Genomic DNA, 13,540 nt, shown 5'->3' with positions numbered 1-13,540 from the left:
TAATATTAGCAGAACTTGGATTAAATTATTGTAAATACTATCATAAATTGACAAAATTTTTAATTTATAAATCGAATTATGTCAAATTTTAATATTCACCGTTTACAGGACTTAATATTATATACTATAATGTATGTCGCATTAAAGGATTGACCATCCGGGTATTAGGCTAAACTAGCGTCGAAGCGTTCCTAATACCCGGATGTAATTTCAATTCAGTTTTTACTGGGTTCTGCCGCAGGCGGCTGGAAAGTCCTTTGGGCAAGTTCCTTATCCAGGAAGAAGATTCCGCTGTTTTTGTCGCCAATCATTCTCAACTGTTCAATGATTTCAGAAGCGGAAGCCTCTTCTTCTACCTGTTCGGTGACATACCATTGCAGGAAAATCTGAGTCGCTATATCTTTCTCCTCTACGGCAACTTCATAAAGCTTGTTAATCAAACCAGTAACATCCTGTTCATGGGCCAGAACTTTTTCGAAAAGCTCCGCCGGTTTTCCAAACTCCGTGGGAGGAGCGTCAATAGGCTTAAGCTCCAACTCTCCGCCACGGTTCAAGAGATAATCGACCAGTTTCAACGCGTGCATGGTTTCTTCCTGGTATTGTACTCTCAGCCAATTGGCAAAGCCTTTTAAATTCTGCGCCATGGTATAACCAGACATCGCAAGATACAGGTTTGCCGAATACATCTCAGCCTGAATCTGATTGTTAATTGCTTTCTGCATTCTAGAACTAATCACAGTGTATTCCTCCCCTTCTTTTTGGATGAAATTAGGAAATAAGCTAAGCCGAAACCATCAGGTAGGCCTTTAATGCCACTTCTAACTCACTAAAATTTGTAATGGGCTTTTGACAGGTAAAGTTTTCACAAATATACGCAGTAGCTTTCCCGTTAATCGCAGGCTGGTCGGTTATCGCCGGCAGTAATTTTCGGTTTTGCTCGGCTAAAGCAGGATTATTGAACAATACAACAGCGTTCGGGATATACATTCTATTGACAAAGTTCAGCATAGCTTGAACATCCTTGTCTTCCGGGTCCCCGGCAATTACGATATGTGAAGGCACAGACAGGTAATAATCAAGGGCTAACAAGAAATAAGTATAGGCCCGGGGATAATAGATTACTTCCCGGCTGAAGCAGGAAAACATCTTTTCCGCCATAGTGAAAAACTCATTATTTTCCGTTATCCGCCCCAATTTAAGCAGAGCCAATGCTGCAACCGAGTTGCCGGACGGCATTGCCCCGTCATATATTTCTTTCTGCCGGATAAGGAGAGGTTCGCCGTCAGCCCCGTTAAAGAAAAATCCGCCTTGTTCGTCATCCCAGAAAAGTCTTTTGATTTCAGCATACAGTTCCAGCGCTTTTTCCAGATATTGAGGCGCAAAAGTGCTTTCATAAAGTTCTACGATACTCCATAACAAATAAGCATAATCATCCACATAGCCCAAATGAGCAGCCTCTCCGTCCCGGAAACGCGCCAGAATCCTCCCATCAGATCGCACCAGTCGCGCAAAGAGGAACTCTACCGCCCGCTTAGCCGCAACAATATATTCTGTCTTTTGCAATGCTTTTCCTGCTTTCGCCAAGGCGGCTACCATTAATCCGTTCCATGCCGTCAAGATTTTATCATCTTTGAACGGGTGTATCCGTTTTTCCCGCTCATAATATAGCTTCTCCCTCCCTTGTGCCATCTGCCGCTCCAATTCGCTAATGTCAAGCTTGTGTTTAACTGCATAATCATATAAGTCACGCTCAATCAAGTTTAATATGCTAACCCCATGTTCAAAGTTGCCGGTGTGAGAAATATTATATACGTCTGCAAACAATTCTCCCAACTTAGGTCCGAGAATTTGAATGACCTCTTCTCTGGTCCAAACATAGAATTTTCCTTCCACACCTTCAGAATCGGCGTCTTCGGCGGAATAGAACGCCCCGGCCTCATTTGTCATATCCCGCAGGACATAAGTAATAATCTCTTCCGCAATTTTGGCCAGGTCCGGATCGCCTGTGACCTGATAAGCTTCTACAAACGTGTAGCATAGAAGGGCATTATCATAAAGCATTTTTTCAAAGTGGGGCGCAAGCCACTTATTATCTGTGGAATACCGCGCAAAGCCATACCCTAAATGATCGTAGATGCCGCCCCGGCTCATGGCGTCCAAAGTCTTCAGCACCATGGCAATAGCTTTTTTGTCTCCTGTTCTTCGCCAATAGCGCAATAGAAACATTAGATTGTGGGGAGTAGGAAACTTCGGCGCCGGGCCAAACCCGCCGTAGTTGGGATCAAAATCATTTAATAATTGGTTGAATGCCTTTTCTAATGTAGCCAGGGACATTTGCTCCTTAGAGTCTGAGCGCATTTTACGCTGCAGCCTAATAGATTGAACTAATTTTACCCCGATTTCTTCAATTTTCTCCCGGTTTTGGTCCCATTGTTCCTTCAGCATGGATAAAACCTCCAGGAGACCGGGTTTGCCCCATTGGGCATGTTTCGGCAAATACGTACCGGCAAAAAACGGTACCTTTGCCGGCGTCATTACAATGGTCAGAGGCCAGCCTCCCTGACCGGTAACCGCCTGACATACCGACATATAGATATGGTCGACATCAGGCCGTTCTTCTCTGTCAACTTTAATCGCCACATAATATCGGTTCAATAATGCCGCCACATCCTCATCCTCGAATGATTCCCTTTCCATGACATGGCACCAGTGGCACGTACTATAGCCACAACTAAAAAATACCGGCTTATCTTCTTCTCTCGCCTTGGCAAACGCTTCTTCGCCCCACGGATACCAATCTATTGGATTATGTACATGCTGCAATAAATACGGACTCTTCTCATTCGCCAGGTGGTTAACGTGCTTCTCAGACATTCGCTTCACCTCGTTTTCATAGCTATCTTTTAGGATTTGCTTATGGTTGGTTTTACATACGCAAGATAATGGATAGTTATTATTACTTAGATGTTATTTTTATTCTAATTGGAATGTTGTGGTAAGTCAATGTGAAATTTTATATGTCCTCCAAAAATACTAAACGTCTTTCTATACACAGGATTATACACCTGATGTAATTGCCGTGGACTCTTGCCGGTAATTAAGTGTGCTAGGGTTTGTTAGTATTTTGGCTGTTACCATCGTGATTTTTGGTTTCAAAATTGTAATAGGTATTACGACAGACCAGTATCATTCATCCTCATTCTCATTTTCCTTTAATTCTATCGAAGCAATAGGAGCTATCACTTTTTTGTCAATCAAAATTATCTTGCAAATATTCTGATCGATTCTCGACAAAACGCTTTTGATCTCTTCATCTTTTAAAGTAATGCCAATAATTACTTGGGCATTGAGTTTCGTTAAACTTGCTAAAAAGTGTTCCATATCTTTAACAATCGTACTTTGTTGGTCTGGTTCATCAAAAATAAGTATGCCTGGATGATTCCCTCCACATTTTTTAGCGGTCATTAGTAAAGCTGTTGTAAAAGCCCATATTGCTCGAATATGATCACTAGCAGATGAGTCAAACTTCATGTCAAAACCAGCAACTGTTGGTTGCAGATTATCTTTTGCTATTTCTATGTCATGAATGTTGGTGAAACTCGTATAACCATAGTCTTTTAGATTCTTTCTAAAAGTTTCTTCGAAACTTTTTAGGCAACGTAAATCAGATTCACTATATTTGTCTTGCGGTAATGATTTTTTCTCGGAAAGCATACTTTTCCAGTCAATAGATAATTGTCTAAAAGAAGGAATTAATTCGAGAATACGATTATGAGCAAGTTGAATCTGCTCAATTTGATTTTCAAACATAAGTTTTTTATATACAATTGTTTCACTAATACTATTATCTGTTGAATATATATCGTTGACTATAGATCTGATAATCCTACGAATGCATACTAAATCCTTTTCTAGTTCTTGAATGTTTTCCCTTAAAAGATCAACATTTTTTCTATGACCATTTAAGCCAAACTCAAGCATTGCTTTTTGTGAAAGTAAATTCTCTATGTTCGCATCTATACTCATCAAGTTATAATCAAAACTTTGTGGCAATAGACTGTCATCAATTTTCTGATGACAAGTAGGACAAATATCTTTATTAACATACCAGTCTTGAGTAGAACCCATCTTCTTGATTTTCTGAGCATCTTTATTATTTTGCAAGTCCTTATTGATAATCTCAAAACTTTTTTTAAGTTCAATAATAGCATCACTTTCAAGAATAAGTTTATCTCTCTGTTCATCTATCAATTGCTCAAGTTCTTTGGCCTTTTCTTTCGAAATAGCAAGTTCTTCCTGCAGTTCTTCTGAATTATCTACAACCCTTAAATTGGAATTACGTAATGCAATCAACTTATCTTCTAATCCCTTAAGATACTGATCTAAATAAATATCTGGCTGATCTACTTGTTTCTTCAAAAAATTAATGCATTGAGAAAATTCATCACTTAGAATTTCTGGCTGACTTGGTATTCCTTGAATATAAATTTGGTAAGGAGCTATTAATGAATTGATATCTGAGAATAAAGTACACCAAGCGTGCTTAATTCTATTCTCCTCTGCTTTGCATTTCTGTTTACAACGTTCATTTTCCAATGTATGTAGCCCGATGATAAATTCAATTACTCTTTGCCGAACGTCTTTAATTCGAAAATTTGTAGGTATTGTTGCAAGAATATTTGACCATCCGCGTTTCTGTTCAATAAATGTCGCCGCAAACACAGTTTGGATATAGAGTTTTCGATCATTGTTATCAAAGGTTGGCACTTCTGGTAGCTTCCAACCTAAAAAGCTTTCCAAAAATCTATGGAATCCTCTCGCATTTGTTGCAGAACCGGGTTGGTGAACATACATATCCTCATATATGACCTTGCCCACAAGTGCATCATTAATATCACCATCAAAAACGGATATTAATGTTGGGCTCACATTATCTTTGTTTGCCGTTCGATATACCGTAATTACTTTCCCTTGTATGTTTTTAATCTCCAAATAAAAATTCGACTCAAGAACATTTTTCTGAACACCATCAAATTCTAAAGTTTTACGAAAGACTGGTTTAAGGGCGTGATCGTTTTTTCCACCTATTAATTCTTCAAATCCTAAGCAATAATAGATTGCTTCTATAGCAGAACTTTTTCCCTTAGTATTTTCAAAACTAGCAACAAAATTAATTCTTTCATGAAAGGATTCGTCAAATCCGAAATCTCCATCATTGGTTTTCACAATTATTTTCAAGCGATTAATTTTGAACATCAAACGTTCTCCAGTCTGCAATTACGCTCTTAATTTTATCCTCGGTTAATCGATTTGATATTTCACGTAAATAGTCCTTCTCTAATGCCATTATCGGTTCATCTATCTCCAACGCACTAGCGAACTCTTTTCCTTTAGGAGTTAAACGAAAAAGACCGTTTCCTTGTTTAAAAAGTAGTTTTTCTGCTAAAGCATATACTATTGCTCTATTTATGCTTGGATCATATCTAATGATCGGATACTGCATCTTACCTTCGATAAATGAACGTAATCTATCAAATTCATCTTTTGAACTTAGTCCTGATGATATCATTTGCACTTTTTGCATTGAGCAGCCTTTATTAATACAGCACTTCGCCATGATCAGTACAATCTGAGCAAGTTTGTACATAATTCTATAATTATAAGGAACGGCTACAGGCCGCTTCACCATTCGTATTTTATCTATGTTTTCTGGCAACAATACGTTCATAAGAGTCCCCTTATCTAAAATCCATCGGACAATCTGCCAGCCATGCACTAACCAATTCATTTCGAAGCTCAGCCCTTGACGCCGATGTTATTATCTCGCCAAATTCACTTGCAATTTTTTCGTCAAATTCATTGAGCATTTCAAGAAACACTTGTTTGTTAATTGAATTATCTTCATGCAAGTCGCATTTCATCTGCACTTGTCTTCTACATATTTGTTCCAAATAAAATATTTTTTCATACATATCGGGAACTGTAGCCTGTAATTTGCGCAATAGTGTCATGCCTTGAATATAATAACTTCCATATTGATCAACTAGCCTATTATGCCTTGCCTGCCAAGTAGGATCACCTTTATCAGGCATTATTGCTCTGATTTTTCTTTTTATATTTTGCACTTTTTCAGCAGAGCATTGAGACCAATCTACATTTCCAGTATGACGGAGGGCAAGATTCCATTTATAGTCTCTGCTAATAAAAATGATATCACAAATTTCTCTACGAAAATCTCTTTCAACTTTTACTAAAATTTTTATATTATCGTCAATATAATCCAAATTTTTTTCGTTCTTCTCTTTTAAAATTTCTTTTCTTTTCTTAGCACAGTATTCAATAATTGCTTTGTCTTTATATTCAGGTGTAATCAAATGCCATTCAGTAATTTGTTGTATACCTAGCTTTTTAAATCCATCTCCATTTGCTAATAACTTTGCAATATCATTTCTAATTTTCGTCTGCAAGTGCTTATGCAACTCACTGTCAGAATAATTCAATTCAGGATAGTAACATTGAAAGACAATTCCAGTACTTGTAAAGGCCTCTATCCCATAATCGCCACCATATGTAGCTGGAACACGCTGATACCCATCTTTTTGATAACGCATTCTGAGACACTTATCACAAAGTTCTTCCCACGACTTCCCGTCCATATCTTCATTGATAAATTCAAGCAATGGACATCCTCCCTTTATATAATACGTTTTAAAGATATGCTTTTTTCTCTATAAGGATTCAATGATACAACACTAATGTCGACCATAAATTGAAAGCCATCCGTATCTTGAATTTCTATAAGATTAAACTCTTCATAAATATCAACAATATTCACTTGCAATTTTTCAATATACAATGGAATATTACTATTTATGCACTCTTTTAAGAATGAAATATTCATTTTAATCCTCACCTATCTTTGAATGAGGGATTTTAAAAAAAGATTCTACCATAAGTTTTTTGCGACTAATTCAAAAAGCAATACAAATTTTATCCAATGCTTATGTCCAATTATAATTCTCGCTTTGACCAGTTCAGTAAAATCAAATAAATATGGTTCTAGCTATTCCCTACTTGCAATATTCACACAATATAACAAAAATCCTGCCAAATTCATCCAAGAATTTGACAGGACTTTTGTTATCACCACATTTACTTAATTTACTAAATTTATTTATACAAAATATCCAGCCTCATACCATTATCTTCCCTATCATATACAATCCGATCAACCAACAGCTTAAATGCTCGATTCTGTTCATTAGGATTAATAGCATTAGTCCACAATGCCTTAAACTCATCAATTCGTTTCTGAACCATCTCCACTGTCACCATATTAACCTGAGCTACCAACGCTGTTTTACATTTTTCTATCTCCGCTTCCAACTCGACCCTAGTCTTTTCATGGCCAGCAATCCGGTCAGCCAAACGCTGTTTAGTAATTGCACCATCCTCAAAAATTTCAAACAGCTTTTCTATTGCCTGCTCCGTCTGCTCCAATTCTTTTTGTTTCATCTCAATCAATGCATTAAGTTCCCTATGTTGTGCACTGGTTTCATCAACCAGTTCCAGCGTCTGCTCGTCAATTTTAATAATATGCTGGTACAATGCCTTATAAAAATCATCATCCAGCTTTCTACCTACTTGATCACACTTTCTACCATCAGGATATGTATAGGTACATAATGCAGTCCAGTAATTTCCGCTTTTTGTCTGACTCCGCTTAAATTGCATTCGTCTACCGCACTTCGAACAATATAATAGTCCTGATAACGGCAACATCCCTGCTCGGCATTTCCGGGGAATAATTTTGTTTTGCTCAATCCTAGCCATAATCTGGGCATGCTCTTCTTCCGTTTTTACGGGTTGATGCTCACCTTTAACCTTTATCCAATCCTCTTTATTAACCAACTGCGCCGTTCCCCTGTGGCTCCTTGACTTTCCATATATCACATAACCCAAATGAATTTCACTGATTAACAGTCGATGAATGGAAACATGTGACCAACCACATTTATTACGCTTTCCACTATAAGGTGGTGCAATCTTTCTCTGGTTCAGCCAGATGGCAATTTGCAAGGTACTCATACCCAAGAGATATTTATCTATAATCATTCGATATATTTTGAGTTTATCGGGATCAACCTCTATCATTCTGGTTGCCTGATTATATACATAGGGATATGGTGGACTACCATTTGTCCACATGCCTTTTTTTGCGCCGGCTGCTTTACCTTCTCGCAGTCGCTTTTTAATTATTTTATATTCCATTCTTGCAAGAATAGTTTGAAAGTCAAAAAGCATTTCATCCTGTTCTTTGGATAGATCATATATTTTTTGTGGCGTAATGATAAAAGTTTCTGTATAGAAAAATGCCTTACATATTTCAGCCCAATCGTCATGATTACCTCTCCCCAAACGGTCAATGTCCATAACTAATACACCGTCATAAAGGCCATCTTCTACGTGGGATAGTAATTGTTTTACTTTTTTCCTTTTAGCTATGCTCTCACCAGAGCCAATTTCTTCATAGAGATTATATGTCCAGCTATGCGATTTCGCATAGGAAACTAATGTGTCACGATGTTTTGATAAAACATCGGCATTTTCCCCTTCATCTCGTGACTTCCGTAAATAGATTGCCACATGTTTAATGTTATCCTCTTTATTCACGAACTTTTCACCTCAACTTTTTCTTGTGCGTGGCTGTTATAGTGGTTTTGAATCGCATTAAAAACATATTGATTAAATGCCTTGAGTGCGGTAATGGATGGCTTGTTAACCTCTGTGATGATAATTTGTTGTTGCATAAATATATAACCCCTTTCAGTTTTGGGGTATCTAACTGAAAGGGGTTCATTTTTTTAACTTTTATTTTTCAAATGGCACAAATAACTTAAATGCTGTTCTTCTCGATGAATTCACGCTCTGCTTTCTTCAAATAGCGAATGGATTTGTCAAATGTGTAAAAATAAGTTTTCTTTAGCAACGCCAATTTCTCTATTGATTGCTCAGTAATAGCCTTCTTTAAAGCAGGAATCATTTGGCTATTGCTAACTCCGTACCGACCTGGTTCAATAATATCTTCGATTTTAAGTTCACCGTTGTTTTCAGCCATGACAGGAGCTTCTGTAGTATCATCAGAAACCGTATTCTCACTCGGTTCCTGGGATTCGGGATTATCCTGCTCTGCTTTTTCTTCCTCAATAGTTGTGTTAGCTGCTTCTTGCTCCTGCAAATCCTCTTGCTCGAAATCATCCATCATCTTTTTACCAACCTCCATAAAAATTGTTTGTTTGAACTGACGCTTAACGGCTAAAATAGGTTGACTATTGGTTGGCCTGCATTTTGGACATAAGCCAGAACCATCTTCATCACGAGGCGAATAGAGTTTTTTACATATCCCGCAGCGGGGAGTGATGGGTGCTACATTCTTTTTCATTTCCTCACCTTCATTATTATGTAAACTTATCTATTATATCGTATCCTCTTGCTCACACTGCGTAAACGGCTGAGTTGCATATTCATACAAAAAAATAACCTCTGTCAATACAGTTGACTAAGGTTACTTCATTCTTAATATTCTTCTGGAAGCAGCATCATGCAGTACTCTTCGCTATCCATAGCCCATATTGTCATTTCTATTGGCGTTTCAATTATGGGTAAGAAATACGTAGCAATAGCTGGCGGACATTCTTGTCTATGAATCACTTTTTGAACTGATATTCCATCTTTGCTATTAATTGATAACTCAAACACTTGCAGATAGTCAACTTCAATACCGATCTTTTTTCGTTTATCAATCATTGACCACAATGTTAGCTGTATATCCAAACCAACTTCTGTAGCAATTCCCCTCGTTGCATACCATTTGGAAGTGAACATTAATGGTCCCTCCGATATTTAAGGAAGTTTTCCTCTGTCATGGGTTTAAAAAAAGCTAATATATCCATTTGCAATGCATCAGCAATAGAAAACAGGAAATCTAGCTTCTTCACTTCCCAGATGCCGCTAATGCTTGTTTGAACCGCTACAGTTTCCCCTTCCACTTTGCGTATGTAAATTGGACTGCACTTTACCCTTTGTGCCAATTCAGCTTGCGACAATCCTCGTTTTTCGCGATAAAAGGCAATTCTCTTTCCCAGTTCAATATATCTCGTTTCGTAGTTGTTCTGCATAGTATCTCCCCTCGCACTTACAAACATCCGTTTGTTTTTATAATTATAAATGGTTTCTATATTAGCGAACATCAAAAGTGAATAAAAATAGCCAGCTATAATTGCTGACCAATTGTCATTCACCCAGTGTCACCACAGTCACTTTTTATGGATAGGTTAATGGTTTACTATTTAACACTTCGAGGTGTTAAATAACACTTTTAGTGAATTTTTTACACCTTTAACACTTTTTTTGCCTATAATTTGGCACTCTGCATCGCTACTGCATTAATCTTTGGCACAACTATATATTAATTGGTCTCTAGACATTTCTATCGTAGGTTCATATTAGTAATTACCAAGGCCCTTGCTAATATTGATTGGCTACTGGTTTAAACTATCGGATGTTACAAATTCAAAGTGATATAGACATTATCCAGTTCTTCCTTGGTAATTCCTATATAAGCTAATGTCACACTTGGAGAGGAATGATTAAGTAATTTCTGGATACGAGTAATATCAACCCCATTTTGATAGGCGTGATAACCAAAGGTTTTCCGTAAAGTGTGAGTCCCTACCGCCTCTTTGATGCCAACGTGATGAGCCGCTTCATTCAGTATGCGATATGCCTGAATACGAGTAATTGGATTACTGCCTTTTCTTCCAGAGAATAAATAACCTTCCTTGAATCCTGTCGCTTTTAGATATTCTTGAATAGCTTTTTTACAGGTTTCCGATATAGGAAAATCTTTGCTTTTGCCGGTCTTTTGTTCTCTCACACTGATGCGGTCTTGTCTCTGTACATCAGCTACTGTCAGTTTTAGCAGATCGGAAATACGTAATCCGGAATTAATGCCAAGTACAAACAGCAAGTAATCCCGGATATTCTGACCTCGTAAATACTTTTTTAAAGCATCAATCTGTTTTTTATTGCGAATGGGTTCCACTATTTCCAATATCAGCACCTCTATATTCAATGTATTTCCTTATATTGGTATTATATATTGTAATACATTCAACGTAAACGGTCTGTATGGTTATCATATCCAATGTTATACAAAGCCTTATACGGCCTACATTCGTGGGCATTTATCTCAAGTAACACAACTATATTCTGTTACTTTCACTCTTCTCCCTAAGAGCAATTAAATAATATTCTTTTTACGAATCAGCTTCAATTAAATCGTAATTTCATGAGTTTATGGTATTTCTTACATGTATCCAGATAAACTCATTCTATTTTTGTATAGTAAAAAAGACCTCTGACAAATCACTGTCATAAGTCATACATTTATTTTGACTATATGCCACTCGTTCTGGAAAAAGCCTAAAATTTTGCTCGTGATATAAGGGACACCTGTTGAGGTTACTGCTGATTTCGCCAGTTTTTCTGGCAAATATCTCTACTGTAAAATGGACTACTAAAAATCCTTACGACTCGGCACAATAGTAATTTCATTATCCCGCGCCATTTCTTCAAGTGCTCTCATTATTTCCAATTCATTTGGATTACTTTTGCACTCATTGGCAATTTCCTCCACAGATGTTGTTACTATGTTTTTTGTGTCTTTAAAAAGCAGTCGAATCATTTTCATTGTGGTTCACTTTATTCTTTCTACGCACTATTTGCTTAATTTCATTTTTGTTATCATCCAGCGATTTTTCATAGACTAACGTAATTTTATTGCTATTGCGCTCATATGCAATCAACCCAGCATTTTTCAAATTCCGCTTAACTTTATCGACTTCATTGAGCGAGCAACCAATTTTTTTCGCCAGTTCCCTTTTCGTTAGGTAACAAACATAATCTTGCTTGTCTAAATCCGTATATCGCTTCATAATACAATACCCAATTTTAGCGTTAACTGATAATTTGTCATCATAAGCAATTTCCCAAGGTATTTCAGCAAAAGAACTTTCATCACATGAAATGGTATATACATTACAGCCATATTCTCCACTATCATGTTTATTTTGCCATTTTGCAACAATGTTGTATTGAACCAAGGTATTAATATGGTTCGTTAGTTGACGGCCTTTCAATTCAGTTACCTCGGCTACTTTCGCCAATGAGACTTTGATTTTTTTACTGGTCTTGCTACGGAAATGCAATAGGGCCATGTAGACATACTTGGCATGGTTCGCTATGGCAAGTTCCAGCAATGTATACGGCATTCTAAGGTGTCGTTGTTTCATAGCGCTCCACCCCACTTGCCTGAATATATTGCTCTAACGCTTCATTCGCCGCTTGTTGCATGCCAATATTTTTAATAGCGGCTGCAATTCTTAATTTTTTCAACAGTTCAGGATTCACATGAATTAACTTTGTCGACATATCTATTCCTCCAACTTCAGTTTAACAACGAAACATTTGTTTCATTTGTTATATAGATACATCAACCAAGAGCCTTTATAATAGTTAATCATAATAATTCGCAGGTGCATTTGGGACTACTGCCAAATTAACACCTGCGATTTCTATATAATAATCTGAAAGTGCATCCCCAATAATCCAGTAGTGCATTTGGGATAATCTGAGAGTGCACTCATTTCTATATATACTTTTTTCTATATATCTACTCTTCTAGATATATACTATTTTCGCTGCGCTCAAATAGTCTGCAAGACAAGCTTGCAGATCATTGTTCTCTTGTGAGAAGCAAGCTTCTAGCTGACTGTTAACCCTTGCACAAGAACCGAAGCGCAGCGAAGGTTCTCTCCCCCATATCAGTGGCGCCCACTGATAATGTTTATCACGGATAAACCTTTTCCGTTAACAAATCCATAACGATTATACTATCCATTTTCTCCTGTGACATGGTTTGCCCAATATGAAACTCTTTACAAATAGTTAACAAGGCTTTAATCTCTTCCTCGGTTGCAGTTATTCTAAGCATATATTTAAAATCTCTATCAAACCATCGCCGTAAAATTGGCGCATTTTTCCCTTCCTTCATCCACGTAATATAACCTGGGTCACATGAATTTTTTAGATACCATCTTTTGCTATCATATACCCAGCATAAATGAGTTTGAAAATCATCCATATTGGCAACTACCATTCGCCACATCTTAAAAACCTTTACTATCTCTTCAGCCTGAAGAATCGGATATAAAATTTCTATCACTCGTAAATACTCTGCTTTTTCTTGCTCTATCCGCTGTTGCTGTATTAATGTTGCCTTTTCCGCTTTCTGCCGAGAACATGTTTCAATATCTTCCTTAAGACGTTTTAGCAGTTTTTCCCCTTTAAATCTATAAAATTTAGGATAAAACCATGCATCCGTAGTTATTTTCACATTTCTAATACTCTTTTTAAATAACTCCGCTCTTATTGCAATATTTGCCATACTATTGACCCATCCTTTACATTTTTATATCAG

General features: G+C 37.1%; 16 protein-coding genes. All 16 read right to left on the bottom strand.

Annotated features, from left to right (window positions below; all coding sequences use genetic code 11):
* Positions 1–215 precede the first annotated feature (215 nt).
* Complete coding sequence (locus tag MAMMFC1_RS14660; protein ID WP_126309198.1) at positions 216–737, bottom strand: ferritin; 522 nt, start codon at positions 735–737, stop codon at positions 216–218.
* 43 nt (positions 738–780) lie between these two features.
* Positions 781–2,874 carry a thioredoxin domain-containing protein gene (locus MAMMFC1_RS14655; protein WP_126309197.1) on the bottom strand — a complete coding sequence of 698 codons (2,094 nt, stop codon included), beginning with the start codon at positions 2,872–2,874 and terminating at the stop codon, positions 781–783.
* 312 nt (positions 2,875–3,186) lie between these two features.
* Positions 3,187–5,256, bottom strand: a complete 2,070-nt coding sequence (locus MAMMFC1_RS14650) for a hypothetical protein (RefSeq protein ID WP_126309196.1) — start codon at positions 5,254–5,256, stop codon at positions 3,187–3,189.
* Positions 5,243–5,728 (bottom strand): hypothetical protein, encoded by a 486-nt coding sequence (locus MAMMFC1_RS14645; protein WP_126309195.1) that lies wholly within the window; start codon positions 5,726–5,728, stop codon positions 5,243–5,245. Before MAMMFC1_RS14645 ends, MAMMFC1_RS14650 begins: the two co-directional genes overlap by 14 nt.
* A 10-nt stretch (positions 5,729–5,738) precedes the next feature.
* On the bottom strand, positions 5,739–6,680 hold the full coding sequence (locus tag MAMMFC1_RS14640) for a hypothetical protein (protein WP_126309194.1): 942 nt from the start codon (positions 6,678–6,680) through the stop codon (positions 5,739–5,741).
* A gap of 14 nt (positions 6,681–6,694) precedes the next feature.
* Entirely contained in the window at positions 6,695–6,901 is a 207-nt protein-coding gene (locus MAMMFC1_RS14635; RefSeq protein ID WP_126309193.1) for a hypothetical protein, read from the bottom strand.
* A gap of 269 nt (positions 6,902–7,170) precedes the next feature.
* Positions 7,171–8,673: a recombinase family protein gene (locus MAMMFC1_RS14630; RefSeq protein ID WP_126309192.1), complete on the bottom strand. Its 1,503-nt coding sequence runs from the start codon at positions 8,671–8,673 to the stop codon at positions 7,171–7,173.
* The gene (locus MAMMFC1_RS21560) at positions 8,670–8,810 is read right to left on the bottom strand and encodes a hypothetical protein (protein ID WP_158618784.1); all 141 of its coding nucleotides are present in this window, start codon (positions 8,808–8,810) and stop codon (positions 8,670–8,672) included. The genes MAMMFC1_RS14630 and MAMMFC1_RS21560 overlap by 4 nt, the downstream gene beginning before the upstream one ends.
* 86 nt (positions 8,811–8,896) lie before the next feature.
* Positions 8,897–9,442 carry a hypothetical protein gene (locus MAMMFC1_RS14625; RefSeq protein WP_126309191.1) on the bottom strand — a complete coding sequence of 182 codons (546 nt, stop codon included), beginning with the start codon at positions 9,440–9,442 and terminating at the stop codon, positions 8,897–8,899.
* A gap of 134 nt (positions 9,443–9,576) precedes the next feature.
* The gene (locus tag MAMMFC1_RS14620; protein WP_126309190.1) at positions 9,577–9,885 is read right to left on the bottom strand and encodes a DUF960 family protein; all 309 of its coding nucleotides are present in this window, start codon (positions 9,883–9,885) and stop codon (positions 9,577–9,579) included.
* Positions 9,885–10,301 (bottom strand): helix-turn-helix domain-containing protein, encoded by a 417-nt coding sequence (locus MAMMFC1_RS14615; protein WP_126309189.1) that lies wholly within the window; start codon positions 10,299–10,301, stop codon positions 9,885–9,887. Before MAMMFC1_RS14615 ends, MAMMFC1_RS14620 begins: the two co-directional genes overlap by 1 nt.
* Before the next feature lie 263 nt (positions 10,302–10,564).
* Entirely contained in the window at positions 10,565–11,104 is a 540-nt protein-coding gene (locus MAMMFC1_RS14610; RefSeq protein ID WP_232035821.1) for a site-specific integrase, read from the bottom strand.
* A gap of 474 nt (positions 11,105–11,578) precedes the next feature.
* Entirely contained in the window at positions 11,579–11,752 is a 174-nt protein-coding gene (locus tag MAMMFC1_RS21555) for a hypothetical protein (protein ID WP_158618783.1), read from the bottom strand.
* Positions 11,727–12,353, bottom strand: a complete 627-nt coding sequence (locus MAMMFC1_RS14605) for a helix-turn-helix domain-containing protein (protein ID WP_126309188.1) — start codon at positions 12,351–12,353, stop codon at positions 11,727–11,729. The genes MAMMFC1_RS21555 and MAMMFC1_RS14605 overlap by 26 nt, the downstream gene beginning before the upstream one ends.
* Positions 12,334–12,492 carry a hypothetical protein gene (locus MAMMFC1_RS21550; RefSeq protein ID WP_158618782.1) on the bottom strand — a complete coding sequence of 53 codons (159 nt, stop codon included), beginning with the start codon at positions 12,490–12,492 and terminating at the stop codon, positions 12,334–12,336. The genes MAMMFC1_RS14605 and MAMMFC1_RS21550 overlap by 20 nt, the downstream gene beginning before the upstream one ends.
* Before the next feature lie 418 nt (positions 12,493–12,910).
* Complete coding sequence (locus MAMMFC1_RS14600) at positions 12,911–13,507, bottom strand: hypothetical protein (RefSeq protein WP_126309187.1); 597 nt, start codon at positions 13,505–13,507, stop codon at positions 12,911–12,913.
* Positions 13,508–13,540 lie beyond the last annotated feature (33 nt).

Origin of the sequence: Methylomusa anaerophila (assembly GCF_003966895.1) — a bacterium.
GTDB lineage: Bacteria > Bacillota > Negativicutes > Sporomusales > Sporomusaceae > Methylomusa > Methylomusa anaerophila.
This window is presented reverse-complemented; position numbering and strand designations above follow the sequence as displayed.